Below are 17037 nucleotides of genomic sequence, written 5' to 3'. Positions count from 1 at the left end.
TGAGAGAGCTTGCTATTCTCTATAGCTTAGCTCTCAAGGTCTTGGTGAAAGGGTAGGAAGCGACCTTCAAGTCTTTCCTCTTCGGAGGGGAGGCTTGGGTCGCTTTTTTATATCAATATGTGTATAAAAAGAAATGCTCCCAACCTAGAGGTTGAGAGCATTCTGTATCGGGTAGAGAACTAGAGAGTAGGTGCTTCTCTATTAGTTTTTCTCTTAGAATGTATAGCCAATAGTGGTGAAAGCACTTCTGTGGTAGAGCTTGACAGTCTCGTCGTTGCTCTGGTTGAGAATGCTATGATCGAAGGTGAAAGAGAGGTTGTAGTGATTGCCCAATTCGAAGTCCCAAGTGACGCGTGTGCCAAGATCGAAACGCTTAAGTGCGGGGAGAGGCTTGACTCTGTCGAATCCTGGGAGAGGGAGCACCTCTAGATTATTTCCTTTGAATACATCCGTCTCATGTACCTCTACATTACCATCTCCTTTACTTACTTTCATGATGGTTGATCCGGCGATAGCATAGCCGCCATACAGCCCACAGCTGAAGCGGAGTCTGAACTCTCCATCACCCAGACTTGTGCCGATAAGAAGGTTGCCGGAGAGCGTATGTATAGGGGTACGTATCGTTGTTACTCCTACACCGGGAGTCTGAGATACAAAGCGTATCCCACGCTGGTTGTAACTAAGTCCGGGACTGAGGAATAGCGTGTGCCTGCTGATGGGGATGAGGACATTAACCCCCGCTGTGGGGCTTAGAAGGCCTTTTTCGGACTCGAATTTAAATCCTTGGCTCAGTAGGGTTGCGTTAGAAGAGCCAAGACCTGCATACAACTGTACACGTACGGGGCGCTCTCTTTCTCTATCGATGGAAATGCGTCTCTCTTTTTTTGTAGCACCGTTGTTCTTGTCATTTTGAACATGTTTTTGGCCAAAGGCCGGAGCGATACCCATCGCAAGGATGGCTGCTGTGAGGAGAATTTGTTTCATCATACAACTATTTTATCATTTAGTTCCTGATTGGAAGGAGGCCCCATCATCCTTCTGGAGTAAGGAGCTCCATTCTATTCTTTGAGTGCAAAGATATTATATTATCAGTGTTTAAGCAACCGTAATGCCCCTACAGCCCTTGCTCGGAGAGGGGGTGGGGCGGAGTTTTTCTCCGACTCTTACTCCCCTCTAATAGGCGAGGCGGCTTCGCAAAGCTCTCTGTCTCCGCTCCTTAAATGCGGAGACAGAGACCGTTGCTTTTGCACCCGACCTCTGTCCTTAGTAATGAGCTATGATCCTCCGATTTAGGGAAGAATTACCTTGTAGCTCTTGTTGTTTATGCTAACGAAGTAAGTACCTGCAGGGTAGCTCTCGGTCTGGATATTGACCTCGCTAGATCTGAGAGAGTTGTATTTTTGGAGCAACTCTCCACTCGTATTGAAGAGGTACACATGGGTGTTTGCATTAAGCCCCTGTATCTGTACTCTCGTAGCTGTTTGGGCGATTTTTACCTCGTCTTCATGGATGGGTGTGCAGATGCCGGTAGGGGTAGATCCCGCATATTCTACGGCATTAGTCATAAAGGCTTGGGGATCTGCTGTTCCATTGATATCATACGGTGTCCAGCCTTTTTCTCTTAGCTCTGCAACCTGTAGTGTATTGCAGACGTTGCTCGTAGGGGAGGGCGTATTTACGACATAGCAGTGCCCCCAGAGGTCTGCCTTCTCCTCTTCTTCATCTTCGTTAAACTCCTTGCATTGAGGGATCTTGGAGACGATCTTCCCCATCAGCTCTTCCGATATATTGTTGTCGGAGAGCGTGATTAGGTGTAGATTGCTGAGCATGGATAGGTCGAGATCGGAGAGCTCATTGACGTGTATGGTCAGCTCTTTCAGTCGCTTATTCTTACTAACATCAACCGTCTTGAGCATATTTTGCTCTAGCTCTAGGATCTCTAGTTTGGGGAGCATGCTGACATCTACCGTTGTAAGTTCGTTGTCGAAGAGGCTCAGATTGGTGAGTTTAGGGGTCTTGCTGAGATCTATTTTCTTGAAGTAATTGCCACCAAGAGAGAGGAGCTCTAGGTTGGGCGTAAGGGAAAGATCAATCTCAGAATACTGAGCCATACATAGATATAGGCCAGTGAGGGCCGGGACCTTGCTGAGATCTACCTGAGAGACCTTGGTAAAGGAGCAGTCCAGCTCAAGCATCTCGGGGCATTCGGCTAGCTTCACGCTCTCAAGTTGCTTGTTGAAAGAGGCTACTAGCACGATTAGTTTTTTAAAGCTGGAGAGGTCTAAGCTCTTGAGGGGAGTGTATTGTATGGAAAGCATCTCGCAACAATCATTCTCTTCGAGAGGTGGGATTATCTTCTCGAGATCCATGCACTCATATAACTTAAAGTATTGTAAAGCGGTGCATTGAGATAGGTCTACGGTTTTAGGAGATGTATGGGTCTCCGAGTCGGTAAACCGTAAGGCCTCTATCTTACCGTAGATGCGTAGCGTCTGCACTCCTTCTACAAGGTCGAAGATCTCTGTCTGGGGCCCATCGTAGAAGACATCTGTATAGTCATCCGGGCGTTCGGTATTTCTCCCGATGCGTTCCTTGGGTTGGCACTGACCATCTCCGTTGAGATCAATCCAGGCATCATTGTCGGGAGCAAAAACCCCTGCGTAGAGTACCTTGTCTTTGGTTTGTGAAAGTTCTATTGTAACGCATTCGCTTGTTGTGGGAGCGTCCAATATTTGCGCCTTCAGGGTGGTGCTTGTCATTGAGAGAAGAAGCGCTGTAGCGAGTGTAACGGGAGTCGAGATTCGTTTCATAATGACTTCGTTATAGATTGATTGTTGGTTGTAGGACCGGTTAGATGTATCGCCTTAGCAAAGATGCGATACGTCTAGCCGGATCCCATTATAAGGTTGAGTTCGTAGGGGTCTTAAGTTAGCCTTTGGGGAATAAATACATCTGATAGACATACTTATCTTGACCGAGGCGAACTATGGAAATCCGACAGAGAGTTCCTTCCTTATTAGAGACTGTTAGGATGGCATCATCCGAGACCTTGTAGTTCTGATCGAAGCCATTTGCCTTGAGGTAGCTCTGTAGCTCCTTAGAGCGTAGGTCTCGTTCGCTTGATACGCAGAGCAACTCGGTAATAATAAGGCCGGTGCCCTCTTTTTCTGTGGGAGCGACGTAGAAGACATACTCCAGATTAGTCTCTTGCACCTTCTCTTCCACGGTGCGGTAGAGGAGGTGGGTAGTGCGTGGAGACTCGCCCGGACGGAAGGTGCGAAGCCCAAGTGCCTCTTCGAAAGCATTGATCTGGAAGGGATCTTTTGTTGCGAACTTCTCTAACGAAGGGAAATCTTTGACATTGGGAAGGATCTTGTGCTTGGTCTTTACGATGGTATTCTCTAATTGTCTCTTGGCAAACTCGATAAACATGGTAGTCCCTAGCTTCTCATTGGGTTGGTCCATTAGGGTGACCGTAACTCTGGGATCAGTGTCGTGGATGGCGCGTAGACCATCGAATTCGTCGCCTAGATAGTTGGTAACTTTCGCCTTTTCCAAACGAGAGAAGCCCAATTGTTTTAGCATGGCTTGGGTGCGCTCACAGTCTGCTACCGACTCCTTACCATAGGCTAGGATGAGGTCGGCATCGCCATCAACGGGGATACCATAGACAACGGCGGGGATGGTCGTTAGATCCGTACCCAAGAAGCCAGATGGGCGGTAGTCTACCTCTTGCTGAGTGCGTCCCAGTTTTGCCTCATAGGCAATTACCTCTTGATCTTCGATCTGCTCATAATCGTTGCGTGGGATGGCAAACTTGAGCATTGGCATCTCTTGAGGTACTTGGATGGGCGCCTTTTTTATCTCTATGGCAACAGTTGCCTTCGCTGCTCCTACCTGCACTACTATCGTAGTTTCGCCTTCGGCGATCCCGGTCACAAGCCCTTGCTCACTTACCGAGGCAATGGCGGGCGCCTGGCTCTGAAAGGTAGCTTTTAGCTCGTTCTTCTGTGGAGTAATCTGTACGGATAGCTGCTGAGTCTCTCCAACATTCAGAGATACTTTGTCGGGAGATACCGTAATCGTAGTCTCTTGCTGAGGCTGAGGTGTGGACCTGTCGCAGGCAGTCCATAGAGTCATCGTAAGTACGATGAATAGAAGGGAAGATAGTTTCGCTTTCATATGGCTTGTGTTTATGAAAAATAATTTACCCGCCCCTAAGGTACTGCTTTTATTTTGATTCGAAGGTGTTTTTGTAAATATTTTCACGAGGGGATTTGCCGATATGGTAAAAAGTGTAGACAAAAGGGGCCCCCTAGCTTGATTGGAACGTACTTAGAGAGTCCCTAGAGAAGGCTAAGAGTCGCCACTCATTCGTGAGAGATTGTCTATCCCGAGAGGCGCTTTTTCGGGATAAAAAAAGTAGCACACCCGGGAGGGGGTGTGCTACCATTACTGAGGAGGATACCAAAGCTATTGCTTACACTTTATTCTATCACAAGGCCTTTGCCTCCCTGATAATAAGTGCTCCGGTATACCTCACTATTCGTGAAGAAAACCTCACAAATAGCTACTTATTCTACAATTACAGGACGCAATACGCTATTGCCTTCTCTGTCTGTAATGCGAACCATATAGGTGCCTGCTGCCAATTGATCTACAGCGATTGTTGTGGTTGCGCTGAGAGCTTCGGCTACAGCTACGCGTGCCCCATCAAGAGTGAAGAGCTCGATTGTGCTACCAATGCGAGTCTGTACTGTCATGAATTCCTTTGCAGGGTTAGGGTAGATTACAGTCTCTACATTGAGCGAAGGAGTCTCAATGGCAGTTGTTCCTCCCATTTCAACCTTTAGTTGATCCACTTGGATAGCGCTAACGCCATTAACTTCGGGTACGAGGGAGATAAGGATGGTCTTGCCCTTGTACGCAGAGAGATCGGCTGTAATCTTGGTCCAATTACCACCTTGTACAGACTGAGGAGCTAAGAGCTCTACAGGATTGCCACCGAGCTCAGAAACCATAACCTTGAGTCTATCTGGTGTATCGGCTGTGAAGAATGTGGCGATGTAGCAAGAGAAAGTCGGATTATTTGCATTGAACGGTATGACAATGGGGGCAGAAAGAAGTTCGTTGTTTGCGTTAATTTCTTCGCCTGAGAATCCATTATTATAACCTGTAGGATAGAATTTTCCGAACGAGATCAGACAGTCATTGCTGTTCTCTGCTCCTGCTTTCGCATTAGGATTTTGGAAAGAAAGTCCAAGGCGCTCCATAAGTCCCTTACCCATAAGAGATTGGAAGCCGATGCCATCACCATCATGGTCAATTGATCTCCAACCCTTGTCGAGTTTGTCTTTGGTATCCATAGGACAGAAGAAGGGGAAGGTAGAGATAGGAGCAGAGACGGTAACCGTGATAGATTCCTTTGCGCTACCATTCTTGTTGGTTACAGTAGCAGAGATAGTGTGTGTACCTATCTTTTCAGCCTTTACCTGATATTCTGTATCGCTTACTTTCGTTAGCTTGATCCCCAAAGGAGCATCCCATTTTACCGAAGTGGCAGGAGATTTTGTGCTATAAGAGAGCTTCATGGTATGAGTCTCTCCTTGATAAAGATCGGTAACACCCGAGAAGACAAGAGCTGAGGGCTTGTCAGTATCCGTCTTAAAGAGGGAAAGGAGTTGCTCGAAACTCTTGAAGTTCGTATCGGACGTTTGCACCGCATTGCGGCATTCAACCCATCTTTTGTCTGGGCCTACGAGTACGAGAGTGGGGAAGCCTGATACGGGGATACCCAATGTTGGAGCCATCTGGGGGTCTGCAAATAGAGGATAAGGAACAGGGTTCCCGTGGCTATCTTTGGTCCAGTCCCCTTGGGTGTAACTACCTTGGCCGTGGATTCTGCTAACGGTAGAGCGAGAGTCTCCTCCGACCCAGAATATTTCTATCTGGTTGGTTCCATTAGGACCAAACTTAGAGTAGAGTCTCTCTAGGTATCCACCGGTGTGTAGTCCCCAGCAAGGGCCGCACCAGGTGGCAGAGATGTCGATCATGATGGCTTTGCCTGACTCGAGAATTGCATTAATGTCGTACTCTTTTCCATTAATGTCTCTAGCAACATACTCTGAGGTTCTTAGAGGAGAAGTCCCAGCGCGAAGCTCTGTTGTCTGATGAAATTGCACATTAGACTTCAAGAGGGGTTGCTGGGCTACGGCACTTGTCGTAGCAACTTGCATGCCGGTAAGCAGTAGGGAGCCTACAGCCAACTTGGTAATAACTTTTTTCATATGAAACTGATTAAGTGTTTACTGTTTAGTCCTTATCTTGTACGCTTCTTGTATTGTTTCAGAGAGCTTTCTTGAGTACTTCACAGACTTCTCCCGTCTTGTGATCGTAGAGGATGGCCACTACATCACAATTCTTGGGTTCGATGACGTCTCGGTCTATGGTGGCGGTATGGTTGTACGCCTTCCCTAAGTCATAGGGCTCTCCATCGATCCCATTAAGGGCTTGACGGAAGATGTGGTTGTGCTCGTACTCCTTATCCAACCCTTTTTTGAGGTGCTGTGGGGCTACAATATGGTTTTCTACGAGCCATAGTTGGATATAAAGTCGGTGCTCCTTGAGCGATGCGGAGAGTTCCTCCGATAGCTCTAGAGCCGATGCACTGAACTGCACGGATACCTTGCGGTCTTGCTCAGAGGCTTGGAGCTGAAGCTTATAAAGCTGAGGTAACTCACGTATTGCTTGCATCTCTGCAGCCCATTTGGTTGCCATAGGACTAAAGGGTTTCTCCCCATTGCTCGCTAGAGGTCTTCTATTGAATGTGGCTATGGGGAGCGAGCCTCCGGCTTGTAGCCGCTCTAGATAAGTCGCAGCGTCGGCATGATACAGGCCTTTGGGGTCTTCTTTTGCACGTGTCCCTATCTGGGTATTGCTCCCATGTAGAGCTACTACTACCACCTTATCGCCATGGGCTATGGCTGCTTCTGTTATAGCTTTTGCCGCTATGGGGCAATTGACGCAACCGACACCACTATAATCCTCAATAAGGACGGAGCGTCCTTTTGAGAGTTCAACTTCGTTGGGGATCAGTCGATTCTCTTCGGGCATAGGCCTGCAGGCTACAAATTGTAGTGCAATGAGGGCGCCTAGTATGAGGGGAGATGTATGACGTTTCATCTTGTAATCTTGGCAAATGTTGAATGATTCAAAAGCACTTTGAGGCTAGAACGAACCGCTGTAGCTCAGATAGATCCCTTTTGTCTCGGGCATGTAGCGACACACTCCACCCGAGCAGTTGATGCCGGCTCTCGTACGGCCATAACCTAGTTGTACTCTGTGGTTGCCGGAGGAGTAAGCTACAGTACCCATATAGTAGTGCTGCTTAGTCACGGTCATGTTGTATTGATCTGAGAGCGAGAGCATCCATTTGGGAGCTATGGAGAGCTCGGCAAGACCGAAGAGCCAGCTACCCTCTGCTTGGCGGCTGTGTAGATACTGGAGTTCGGTACGTAGGGTATATTGGGGTGCTAGCTTGAACTTCCCATCAAGGACAAATATATTGCTGTAGACAAGCGGGTTGTTGATCGCATGTCCCTCAACCACTTGTTGGTTATATATCTGGTTGTAATAGTTAAATACAATAGATACATCCTTAGAGAACTTCTTGCTTAGCTCGACATTCAGATCGGAGTAGTAGAGTTGCCCCATGCCGAAGAAGGGATGTGTATAACCATCTGTCCCATAAAGGTCTTTCTCCGGAGCCTCTAGAGGAAGTCGGTTTGTTGCCACATTCTTTAAGCCTCGTACATGAGAGTAATTAACGCGAATGCCGGTGCCATATTTGCCGCCTAGTAGAGATCCTCTAGGGATGGTGTAGCGGAAGTCCCCCTGGAAAGCCCATTCTCCATCGGGTTGGGTAGCGTAGGGATAGAGAGCGGCAAGCGTATAGGTGTGGTTGGCAGTAAAGGCCGGGAGGTGGTTGACGTGAAGAGGTGTCCCCACGGAGGAGCGTGCAGAGAGGAAGTTGAAGTTCTCGCTTCGTTTGGTCTGAAGAAGAAGGCTCATGCCTCTCTTTGAGTACGATGTTGAGAACATGGCAACAGATCCCGGCGAGTAGATATAGTGGTTACTTGCCGTGGGGTCACTGCTCTTGTAGGCATACTCTCCATTGAAAACCCAGTTCCCTACCGATAGCTTGGCTCTACCTCCGAAGGCGTGTACTTGGCTTGGGAGGTTGAGACGCCATGTGCCTGTCATGCCGAGAGGGGTGGGGACGGGGATAATCTCGTCTCCCTCTACTTTATTAAGATAGGAGCCTCCCACGCTTAGGGTCATCCGTTTACTTCTCATTGCCGGAATCCACTGCTGGATCGCAAGCTCTCCATCTGCCCCACGGATGTATCCGCGTTCGTTGGTAAATAGACGAGCCGTGCGATCGAAGTAGTTGCGTTGCTGACCTACAAAACCCTTGATGCGTATCCCATCATAGGGTGTAAGCAGCACGTGTGCTCCTCTGACAGCGTTGTCAATACCGAGCGTGCGCTCCTCATAGCTACGGAAAAGAATCCCGGAACCAAACTGGTCGTAGAAGTCTCCGAGAGTTACCTCGGCATACTTACCAACATAGCCTTTGAGGTGAATGTGCGGTATGCCACGACCCTGCTCAGGCTCATGCCCGGGCATGGGACGGAGTAGATCTTCGAAGCGTAGGCCTACCTCGAGGTAATTGTTGCGGATTGTACCGGTTACGTAGCTATTGCTCATCCAAGACTTATTCCCGGCTGCTTTATCGTCGAGAGAAAAGAGCATGTCGCTCTGCACACTAAATGAGGGCTTAAACTTTTCCCAGGGCGCCCATTCTTTTTTACTTTGAGCAGAGAGTGTGGAGATGAATCCCACGCTCATCGAAAAGATGGAGACGAAGTGCCAAGTACGGTATAATATCTTTCGCATGCGGTATTGTGCGGAATAAGAAGATAAATAGTCTGTTGCTAGTTGTAGAGAGATTCGAGATCGACTCTTAGGAAGACCTAGATTATTCTTCCGTCTTTAGGAGCTCTCGTACCTTGGCGATGAGCTCTTGCTCCCCGCCTTCGGTGTAACCGGTGTGAGCGTATGCAACATTTCCTTTCCCGTCAATCACAAAGACATGGGGAATCATGTTGACATTCATAGCTCGCTTGAAGTCTCCATTGGGGTCTAGTAATACCTCATATTCGAAGCCCTGTGCATCTACAAGAGGCTTTACACGATCGGCATTCTGCCCTTCGTCAATAGAGATAGCGATAAGCTTGACTCCGGTCTCTTCTTTCCAGTCGGGGTACACTTCGTGGATGGCTTTGAGCTCGCGAAGACAAGGCTTGCACCATGTGGCAAAGAAGGAAACGATAAAGGGTTTGCCATCATTATTGAGTTCGCTCGTATTGACCGAATTGCCTTGGAGGTCTTTGAGTTCAACCTGTGGAAGTTGTGCATAAGCTGCGGGTACAACTAGGAAGAAAAGCAGGAGCGATAGTAGATGCTTCATAGTTTTATAGCGCTTTATGAGTTTGATTAGATGACTTTTACTGTTAGATTGATAGTCCAAGTAAGAGGAGCTCCGCCAGCCTTAGGCGTGAGGGTAACCTTAATTGTATTTGTATAGGTTTGACCTGCCTTGGCATTAGGGATTTCTATATGGGTAGACATGGGGGTCATGGCACCCTTGTCTTTTTCATCGGGGATTCCTTCTTCGTCGGCAGTCAGCTTGATATCTTTTGTATATGAGGTCTGATTCTCAAACAACTCGCAAGAGCCTATACATACAGTACCGGAGGTTCTTTTAGAAAACGAGAGGGCGAAGTTGTAATTCGCAGTCTTTAGCACGCTAAAGCTCAATCGAAGTTCGTAAGACTCAGCCTCATCCTTAGAGGCAGAGACTGTGTAGTCGATTGTTTTACCGGCAGGATACTTCTTTTGGTCTAGTAGGTTTACTAGCATTACATCAGACGCTTTGGCAATCTTGATCATACAAGTGGCCTTTTTCGTGCCAGCCTGAGCGGTAACGGTTACGATACCGGGAGCGATTGCCTTAACGAGGCCGGTCTCCGATACGGTGGCCATTGAGGGGTAGTCAACAGAATAGGTAACCTGGGCATTGGCTGGAGTTGTGGTTGCAGTAAGTTGTAGCGTCTCCCCGGGTAGTAGGCTTGCATTCTCGGGAGTGAGCGTAAGATTGGTAACCTCTGTAGGGGTAACAGGGTTAGGGTTAGGGTTTGGATTGGGGGTTGGGTTGGGGTTGGGGGTTGGAGTTATTGTATCGGGGCCACAAGATGTTAGGAGCGATAGAGCAATAAGTGATAGAGCAACGGCGAAATTCTTTAGTTTCATAGGAGTAATTAATGCTTGTATGGGTTAAACATTGTTCTAAACAATTCGTAATGTCTTTTAATTATTATGCAAGACGTTCTGAAAAAAAGATCTCTCCACGGTTTACAAGACATCCTATCTTGCTTAACAGTGGCCAGCCAAAGGTAATAAATATCTTGTAACTAGCAACACTTTGCACGTGTGAGGGATGGGGGGCTGATGATGGGAGGGGGTCTAAGAGTCTGTCTAATACCCACTTCGCTCCAGAGGAGTGAAGTGGTAGAGTTCTGCTTGGTGGGGCCATGATGGAAGGGGGCGGGGGTGTCCCTTCTCATGGGGTTATTAAACCATGTCGCAATGGGGAGAAGAAATACTTGCCCAGAGCAATACTTGAATGGACTAGGGGGGCTATCGAGTACACCTTTATATATAGTATATAGGGTTATGGGAGCCGATCGCCTTAACCAACCTCTGCGACCTCTGTATTAGGCCTCATGGGAGAAGGATTCTAGAGATATGCGGGTTTTGATGGTTTATGGCGAATTTCTATCTTTGGGTCTCTATTGAAGTAAATGAGGGATTTAGAAGATAGATTCCAGGCATGATTATTAGATTAAGAAGGTGTTATGTATAGTGATTATTGGGCGGATTTAGACGAGTTAGTTGCACTAGTGATGCAGAATAAAGCAGAGCAAGTAATTGAACTGATAGAGTCTGGAAATTTTGATAAGAGTCTTCTAGAGGATGTTGGCTGTTGCGAACATCCTTTACCCTTGTATAAGCTCTCTTTGTGTAATATGATCTTGCTTGACACTGATGGCTGGAGAAGTGAGATCCTTCCTATAGTAGAGCAAAATAGGCAGAATTGTGGGCTCTTATTGGATTACTGGAGGACGAGATGGCACTATCCCGTTGATGTGCCGATGGATTTTGAATCCTATCAATACGAATGTGCTCATTTCAAAGATTGGGATATGGAAGATTTGCTCGATGGGGATCTGGACACGTTAAAAGCAATGGGATATGACGAGGATGAAGTGGAGTTCTGCTATGCGGTGCTGACGTACAAGGCTGATCTGATCCAAAAGCACCTCGGCTTGAGAACCAACCCGGATGTGTATATCTCTGCCTCGCTCGCGCCAGGAGAGGGAAAGTCTTGGGATGGGGAAAGTTATAATGCCTTAAACGATTGTTGTTCTTTTTGTTGGACTGAATTTCATTGCTATGACCTACGGCGCTATTGGAGTTCTTCCCACGTGGAGAAAGTACGAGTTGGAGACGCTCAAGCGCTATTACAAGTGGCAGCCTATTGTGATTTGGAGGAGAAGTTGGAAAAGCTGAAAATAGAGTGCAGTAGATAATTGTTGGATTCTAGCAATCTCTTCTCTAGAATTAATCCTCGAAATGCGATAGCTACGTACGGCTCTCACACTCTTTGCCTGATTGGATATCCGGGGAATAGTAAAAGAAAAGAGTCTTAACTCACGTGAGTTAAGACTCTTTTCTTGTTGTGCCCAGTTGGCTTTTCATCGCCAGAGGCCTCTAGAGCGGAAGCGGGGGGATTCGAACCCCCGGTACGGTTGCCCGTACGTCAGTTTAGCAAACTGGTGGTTTCAGCCACTCACCCACACTTCCTTCCATCAACCAAGGGGCACGCCCTTTTTTGACGTTGCAAAGGTACTATTTCTTTTTGAATACGCAAGTCTCCCGCTATAATAGTTCGTTTTTGAGGAGATAGAGGGGTATTAGGGTTTGGAAAGCTGCTTTTAGGAGACTAGAAAAGTGGGTATAAAAAGAAAGTGAGCTTGTCTCCCGACAAACTCACTCGTATTAACCTTAAAATCTAATACCATGAAAAACACGATGCAAAGGTAGGAAAAAAAATGAGATATCGGTACGCTTCCTCCTCTAGCAATCGGCATGAATAGGATATTGTTTTTCTAATCTCTTGAATTATAGGGCTTAGTCAAAATCATCTTTTTGCGAGGAATATTATCCGAAATGATGTTTTCTGCCTTCTTAGGCCCCAAAGGGGCGATTGTTGCCTCTCTTTGGTTGCCGGAAATCTCACTCAATCTTATCTCTTGTGGAGTCTCTCGCTGATTTCTAAAAAGATTTAGGCCGGAAATGACCTCCGAAACTAGGTGGAAATGAAAAATTTTTTGGGCAGAAGTCCACTCCCTTTTTGGCTGATTGGGGAGAAGGGAACTAGGGCGAAATATTTCGCCTTTTCGCTGAGGGCCAAATTGAGGGCCGCTTTCGGTGTCGTTCCTCCTAGTTACTGGGGTGGGGCGTTTTTGTTGCTTGGCAAGAGGAGTAGGGCAGGGGCTTTGGGGCGAATTCGTGTAAAATAGAGGCCATTATTGCCCAATTAGCACTACCTTTGTGGGAGAGCCTTCCTCTTTATAGATAGGGGGAGGGATCTACAATAATAATTGATATAGATAAATAACACTATGGCATCACGTCGCAAACTTAAGAAGGGAATCAAAGAAATTACAGACTTCCTAATTGACGATATTCTTTTCATTTCTCTCGATGCAAAGGACGAAGAGCTTGCAGCTCTAGAGCTATTGCTCAATCGTGTGGTAGACTTGCACGACGATACAATCGCTAAGATAGGCGCTCCCGATGGCGCAAAGAACCCTCAGCTGGTAAAGAAGTTTTACGCGGACCTCAAGGCTAAGTATAACGAAGAAATAGAGGCTGTAGAGTCTGAGTTGGAGAAGTATATCAACCTCAACAAGTAAGATAGAGGGCGCGATACATTGAGAAATTTTTCTTCGTGGCTCTTGGGAGTGTTCGGCTGGAGGGTAATCTTCCCTCCGGATAATCCCCCTAAGAGCGTCATTTGTGTGGCCCCTCATACCAGTAATTGGGACTTTATATTGGGCAAACTCTACTACTCTGCCATTGGCAGGCATGCGGGGTTCCTAATGAAAAAGGACTGGTTCTTTTTTCCATTTGGGGGAGTTTTGAGATCGATGGGAGGGATTCCCGTGGATCGCTCGCACTCGGGTTCTATGGTAGATCAGTTGGCTGAGCGCATCAAGGAGAGTTCTAAACTCTCTATTGCCATCACTCCGGAGGGTACTCGCCGTGCTACCGACCGTTGGAAAACAGGCTTTTATCGAATTGCTTGTGCTGCAAATATCCCCATCCAGTTGGCGGTGATCGATTATAAGAAGCGCGAGCTGGGCATCCTCGAAACCTTCTATCCTACAGGCAACGAAGAGGCGGATATCCGTTATATACGGAGTCGTTATCACTCAGAACAGGCTCGTTTCCCCAAGAAATTTGTAGAGCAATAATACCCCTCTTTTATTCCTTGATATGGCCCAAGAGACCCTAACTCTCGCCCTTGCGCAGTGTGATATAGCCTGGGAAAATCCCGCAGAAAATCTCCAAGTGATGCGAGAGACAATGGCCCAAGCCGCCCAAGGCGGTGCTGAGATTGTTGTCTTTCCGGAGGTGATGACCTCGGGCTTTTCGATGCACTTGGAGGCAGTGGCCGAGTCTTTCGAGACATCGCCCTCCCTGCAGAGCATCCGTGCCATGGTGCAGCAATACGGCGTGGCCGTAGTCTCTTCTCTCTTGGTAAAGGAGGGGGATAAGTACTTTAATAGGATCTATTTTATCACCCCCGAGGGAGAGGAGTTTTTCCAAGACAAACGACATCTCTTCCGTATGGGAGGGGAGGCTAAGCAGGTCTCTCCGGCTGGGGAGCGGCATATTTTTTCGTATCGGGGGTGGAACATTCTTCTGATCGCTTGCTACGATATGCGCTTCCCCGTCTGGTGCCGCAATAGAGCCAACGAGTACGATCTCATGATCGATGTGGCCAATTGGCCCGAACCCCGTAGACTAGTGTGGAGCACCTTGCTGCGTGCCCGGGCGATGGAAAATTTGGCCTACGTCTGTGGCGTTAATCGTGTGGGACAGGATGCCGAAGGGCTCGTTTATACGGGAGACTCCGCCCTTATCGACCCGAGGGGCAGGGAGGTGGCAACGGCCGAAGAGTGTCGTATCGAACTGAAAATAGCCACCCTGGAGCGAGCTCCCTTGGATAAACTTCGGAAGAAATTCCCTGTTTATCTCGATGCGGATGAGTTCTCCATCGTAGGGGCTACCCTCTGAGTCTTTTCTTTACTTATCCATTGCCAAAGGGGAGTGTTGAGCTCCTCTTTTTTTGTTGTAGGGATTTTTTGCCTCTTCCATGGCGCTGTTTTTCCGTTGGAGGAGGGCTTTTTGTTGGGAATAATTACGTACCTTTAGGGGGGAATAAGGCGAAGAAGCTGCAACCTTCCCACCTTGCCAAAAATAGAATTAGCATGCTAAAGTAAACGAAGACTATGGCTGTAAAACAGAAAAAATCGACCAAGAAGAATTTCGTGCTCGATACGAATGTAATCCTCCACGACTACGAATGCCTCGACAAGTTTGAGGAAAACGATATTTACATCCCCATCACGGTGCTCGAAGAGCTTGATAGATTTAAGAAGGGGTCGGAGCAGATCAATCATAATGCTCGAGCCTTTGCCCGCTTTTTAGATTCGCTAGAGAGCGAGAGCTTTTTCAAAGAAGGAGCACCTCTGGGCGAGGGGAGAGGTCGTCTCTATATCAAGATAGATGGCTTGGAGAATCCGGTCGTTGAGAAGGCATTTTCCGATCGTATTGCGGATCATCGGATCCTCTCTTGTGCCCTCACGCTGAATACAGAGCAGAAGGACGAACCTACCATCCTCGTAACAAAAGATGTCAATCTCAGGATAAAGGCGCGCGCCCTAGGGATGCAGGCAGAAGACTATATTAACGACAAAGTACCCACTCGCACGCTCTTTGATGCGGCCCACGAGGAGTACACCGATATCCCTGCCGAGCTCATCGATACCATCTACGCTCGCAGTGAGGGGATCGCTGTAGAAGAGTTGGATTTCTACTCCAAACTGCAACCCAATCAGTGCTTTATCCTCAAGAGCGACCGCAATAGTGTGATGGTGCGTTACAATCCTTTTTCGGGGCACGTCACTAAAGTAGACAAGGTTACTCGCTCCGGCATTACCCCACGTAATGCGGAGCAGGCTTTTGCTTTTGAGGTGATTACCGATCCCAATATTAAGTTGGTGGGCCTTACGGGGAAGGCCGGTACCGGTAAGACGCTTCTAGCTCTTGCCGCTGCCCTTAGTATGCGAGAAACCTACCAGCAGATACTGCTCGCTCGCCCCATCGTGGCTCTTGCCAATAAGGATTTGGGCTTCCTCCCCGGGGACGAAAAGCAGAAGATCACGCCCTACATGCAACCCCTCTTCGATAACCTCAACTTCATAAAAAATCAACTCCATGCGGGGAGCCCCGAGGTGCGTGCGATTGAAGACATGCAGCGCGAGAACCGCCTTATCATTGAGGCTTTGGCCTACATCCGTGGGCGTAGCTTGTCGGATTCGTTGTTAATTGTGGACGAAGCGCAAAACCTTACCCCTCACGAAGTCAAGACCATTATCACCCGAGCCGGAGAGAATACCAAGGTGGTGCTTACGGGGGACGTGGAGCAGATCGACTCGCCTTACCTCGATGCCGAGAGCAACGGCCTTGCCTATATGATTGATAAGATGGCAGGGCAGCAGCTTTTTGCTCACGTTAATCTTGTACGCGGGGAGCGTAGTGAATTGAGCGAAATAGCCTCAAACCTCCTTTAGTTATATAGTGTAGTTATGTCTCAACCTATGCATATTGTTGTCTCGGGTCTAGGGGCCATCGGGGGGTATTATGGAGGGATGCTTGCAGCTTATACAGCACAGATGCAAGCCCTACATACCTCTTTTTTTATGCGACCCGGGGAGCACCTTGAGCAGGTGAAGAGCCAAGGCCTCCATATCTCCACGCCTACGATAGACTCCACGGTTCACCCATATAGGGTCTCCTCTATTGCGTCGGAATTGCCCACGGCAGACGTGCTTTTCCTAGCAACAAAGAGCTACGATGCCCTAGAGAATATAGAGCAACTTCGTCCGATTATCACCCCCTCCACCGCAATCGTTCCTCTCCATAATGGGTTGGATGTGCCTCCTGCCATACATCAAGCCTTGCCCGATAATCTGATCCTCCCCGGGGTGTGCCATATCACGGGGCGGCGCACGGCTCCGGGCGAGATTGTGGTGCGTTCGGATAGCAACGTGCTGAAGTTCGGAGTCAGCGAGGCGCTCAATAGTCGTATCTCAATAGCCGAATGGGCTACGGCCGAGTGGCTCTATACCCTGATGCAGGCGGCCGGGATCAAGTGTCGCCTCCATCGTGAGATGGCGCCTTATTTACGAGAGAAGTTTTTGATGCTTAGCCCTTCTGCGGTGGCAACGGCCTACTTCGATATGCCTATTGGTAGGGTGCAAGATGAACATGATGAGGAGTTCCGTGCCCTGATGAGTGAGCTGGCTTCGCTTTACCGTGTGGCGGGCTGGGAGCAAGATCTCTTCCTCGAAGAAAAAGGTTATCGGGCTGTGGAGAAAATGCCACGAGAGGCAACTACCTCAATGCACTCCGATATTTTGGCCGGGCATCGCTCGGAATTGGAAAGCCTTGTGGGCTATGTGGTACGAGAGGGGCAACGCCTAGGGGTCCCCACACCGCTCTATCGGAAAATGTATCACACCCTACTAGAGCGTATCACCTCCGCCTCCAACTAAATAT

14 protein-coding genes and 1 tRNA gene are annotated in these 17037 nt (G+C 48.2%); 6 read left to right on the top strand and 9 right to left on the bottom strand.

Going from position 1 to position 17037, the window contains the following annotated elements; genetic code table 11:
* Positions 1-213 precede the first annotated feature (213 nt).
* The 8 genes from Q0090_RS05070 to Q0090_RS05035 form a co-directional block, all read right to left on the bottom strand.
* Entirely contained in the window at positions 214-987 is a 774-nt protein-coding gene (locus Q0090_RS05070) for an outer membrane beta-barrel protein (protein WP_297948170.1), read from the bottom strand.
* A 302-nt stretch (positions 988-1289) separates the two neighbouring features.
* Positions 1290-2810, bottom strand: coding sequence for a T9SS type A sorting domain-containing protein (locus tag Q0090_RS05065; protein WP_297948167.1), 1521 nt, complete (start codon positions 2808-2810; stop codon positions 1290-1292).
* A gap of 118 nt (positions 2811-2928) precedes the next feature.
* Positions 2929-4182, bottom strand: a complete 1254-nt coding sequence (locus Q0090_RS05060; protein ID WP_297948164.1) for an Ig-like domain-containing protein — start codon at positions 4180-4182, stop codon at positions 2929-2931.
* Positions 4183-4574: 392 nt separating this feature from the next.
* Positions 4575-6287 (bottom strand): T9SS type A sorting domain-containing protein, encoded by a 1713-nt coding sequence (locus Q0090_RS05055; protein WP_297948161.1) that lies wholly within the window; start codon positions 6285-6287, stop codon positions 4575-4577.
* Between the two features lie 58 nt (positions 6288-6345).
* Positions 6346-7182: an Omp28 family outer membrane lipoprotein gene (locus Q0090_RS05050; protein ID WP_297948159.1), complete on the bottom strand. Its 837-nt coding sequence runs from the start codon at positions 7180-7182 to the stop codon at positions 6346-6348.
* Between the two features lie 45 nt (positions 7183-7227).
* Entirely contained in the window at positions 7228-8958 is a 1731-nt protein-coding gene (locus tag Q0090_RS05045) for a DUF6029 family protein (RefSeq protein WP_297948156.1), read from the bottom strand.
* Positions 8959-9040: 82 nt separating this feature from the next.
* Positions 9041-9532, bottom strand: coding sequence for a TlpA disulfide reductase family protein (locus Q0090_RS05040; protein WP_297948153.1), 492 nt, complete (start codon positions 9530-9532; stop codon positions 9041-9043).
* Positions 9533-9558: 26 nt separating this feature from the next.
* Positions 9559-10374: an Ig-like domain-containing protein gene (locus Q0090_RS05035; RefSeq protein ID WP_297948149.1), complete on the bottom strand. Its 816-nt coding sequence runs from the start codon at positions 10372-10374 to the stop codon at positions 9559-9561.
* Positions 10375-10979: 605 nt separating this feature from the next.
* On the opposite strand from Q0090_RS05035, the gene Q0090_RS05030 reads away from it, so the two are divergent.
* Positions 10980-11714 carry a hypothetical protein gene (locus tag Q0090_RS05030; protein WP_297948146.1) on the top strand — a complete coding sequence of 245 codons (735 nt, stop codon included), beginning with the start codon at positions 10980-10982 and terminating at the stop codon, positions 11712-11714.
* Positions 11715-11901: 187 nt separating this feature from the next.
* On the opposite strand, the gene Q0090_RS05025 is transcribed toward Q0090_RS05030, so the two are convergent.
* Positions 11902-11988, bottom strand: a tRNA-Ser gene (locus Q0090_RS05025).
* 821 nt (positions 11989-12809) lie between these two features.
* On the opposite strand from Q0090_RS05025, the gene Q0090_RS05020 reads away from it, so the two are divergent.
* The 5 genes from Q0090_RS05020 to Q0090_RS05000 all read left to right on the top strand — a co-directional run bounded on the left by Q0090_RS05020 (position 12810) and on the right by Q0090_RS05000 (position 17033).
* Entirely contained in the window at positions 12810-13103 is a 294-nt protein-coding gene (locus Q0090_RS05020; protein WP_297948143.1) for a hypothetical protein, read from the top strand.
* An 18-nt stretch (positions 13104-13121) separates the two neighbouring features.
* Positions 13122-13664, top strand: a complete 543-nt coding sequence (locus Q0090_RS05015; protein WP_297948140.1) for a lysophospholipid acyltransferase family protein — start codon at positions 13122-13124, stop codon at positions 13662-13664.
* A gap of 22 nt (positions 13665-13686) precedes the next feature.
* Positions 13687-14490 (top strand): nitrilase family protein, encoded by an 804-nt coding sequence (locus tag Q0090_RS05010; RefSeq protein WP_297948137.1) that lies wholly within the window; start codon positions 13687-13689, stop codon positions 14488-14490.
* Positions 14491-14705: 215 nt separating this feature from the next.
* Complete coding sequence (locus tag Q0090_RS05005) at positions 14706-16049, top strand: PhoH family protein (RefSeq protein WP_297948134.1); 1344 nt, start codon at positions 14706-14708, stop codon at positions 16047-16049.
* A 15-nt stretch (positions 16050-16064) separates the two neighbouring features.
* A complete protein-coding gene (locus Q0090_RS05000; RefSeq protein ID WP_297948131.1) occupies positions 16065-17033 on the top strand; it encodes a 2-dehydropantoate 2-reductase in 969 nt (322 codons plus the stop codon).
* Positions 17034-17037 lie beyond the last annotated feature (4 nt).

The organism is uncultured Porphyromonas sp. (genome assembly GCF_938023125.1).
Taxonomy (GTDB): Bacteria; Bacteroidota; Bacteroidia; order Bacteroidales; family Porphyromonadaceae; genus Porphyromonas.
The sequence above is the reverse complement of the archived record's forward strand: the minus strand, read 5'-3'. Positions and strand labels throughout refer to the sequence as shown.

Excerpts from the sequence above, each read along its gene's own strand:
- Q0090_RS05070 (WP_297948170.1), bottom strand. The coding sequence starts at position 987 with ATGATGAAACAAATTCTCCTCACAGCAGCCATCCTTGCGATGGGTATC.
- Q0090_RS05065 (WP_297948167.1), bottom strand. The coding sequence starts at position 2,810 with ATGAAACGAATCTCGACTCCCGTTACACTCGCTACAGCGCTTCTTCTC.
- Q0090_RS05060 (WP_297948164.1), bottom strand. The coding sequence starts at position 4,182 with ATGAAAGCGAAACTATCTTCCCTTCTATTCATCGTACTTACGATGACT.
- Q0090_RS05055 (WP_297948161.1), bottom strand. The coding sequence starts at position 6,287 with ATGAAAAAAGTTATTACCAAGTTGGCTGTAGGCTCCCTACTGCTTACC.
- Q0090_RS05050 (WP_297948159.1), bottom strand. The coding sequence starts at position 7,182 with ATGAAACGTCATACATCTCCCCTCATACTAGGCGCCCTCATTGCACTA.
- Q0090_RS05045 (WP_297948156.1), bottom strand. The coding sequence starts at position 8,958 with ATGCGAAAGATATTATACCGTACTTGGCACTTCGTCTCCATCTTTTCG.
- Q0090_RS05040 (WP_297948153.1), bottom strand. The coding sequence starts at position 9,532 with ATGAAGCATCTACTATCGCTCCTGCTTTTCTTCCTAGTTGTACCCGCA.
- Q0090_RS05035 (WP_297948149.1), bottom strand. The coding sequence starts at position 10,374 with ATGAAACTAAAGAATTTCGCCGTTGCTCTATCACTTATTGCTCTATCG.
- Q0090_RS05030 (WP_297948146.1), top strand. The coding sequence starts at position 10,980 with ATGTATAGTGATTATTGGGCGGATTTAGACGAGTTAGTTGCACTAGTG.
- Q0090_RS05020 (WP_297948143.1), top strand. The coding sequence starts at position 12,810 with ATGGCATCACGTCGCAAACTTAAGAAGGGAATCAAAGAAATTACAGAC.
- Q0090_RS05010 (WP_297948137.1), top strand. The coding sequence starts at position 13,687 with ATGGCCCAAGAGACCCTAACTCTCGCCCTTGCGCAGTGTGATATAGCC.
- Q0090_RS05005 (WP_297948134.1), top strand. The coding sequence starts at position 14,706 with ATGGCTGTAAAACAGAAAAAATCGACCAAGAAGAATTTCGTGCTCGAT.
- Q0090_RS05000 (WP_297948131.1), top strand. The coding sequence starts at position 16,065 with ATGTCTCAACCTATGCATATTGTTGTCTCGGGTCTAGGGGCCATCGGG.